The 255-nt window shown below is 63.1% G+C and carries 1 protein-coding gene; it reads left to right on the forward strand.

Annotated features, from left to right (window positions below; translation table 11 throughout):
- Positions 1 to 255: transposase (locus A3709_RS21855; RefSeq protein WP_197484366.1), on the forward strand; the 255-nt coding region annotated here is incomplete at both ends.

The raw sequence follows: 255 nt of genomic DNA on the forward strand, positions 1-255 counted from the left end.
GGTACATTTCCCGCCCTGCTGTCGCCACACCGCGTCTATCACTCAGCTCCACCGGCAAGGTGGTCTACACCCTGAAGACGCCCTACCGGGATGGCACCACGCAAGTGGCATTCGAGCCGGTGGATTTCATCGCACGTTTGGCTGCCCTGGCGCCTAAGCCCCGCGTTAATCTTACCCGCTATCACGGCGTGCTGGCCCCCAACCACCGGTGGCGTGGGGAGGTCACCCCGGCCAAACGTGGCAAAGATGTGAAGC

Source organism: Halioglobus sp. HI00S01 (genome assembly GCF_001635445.1).
GTDB classification, from domain to species: Bacteria; Pseudomonadota; Gammaproteobacteria; order Pseudomonadales; family Halieaceae; genus Halioglobus; species Halioglobus japonicus.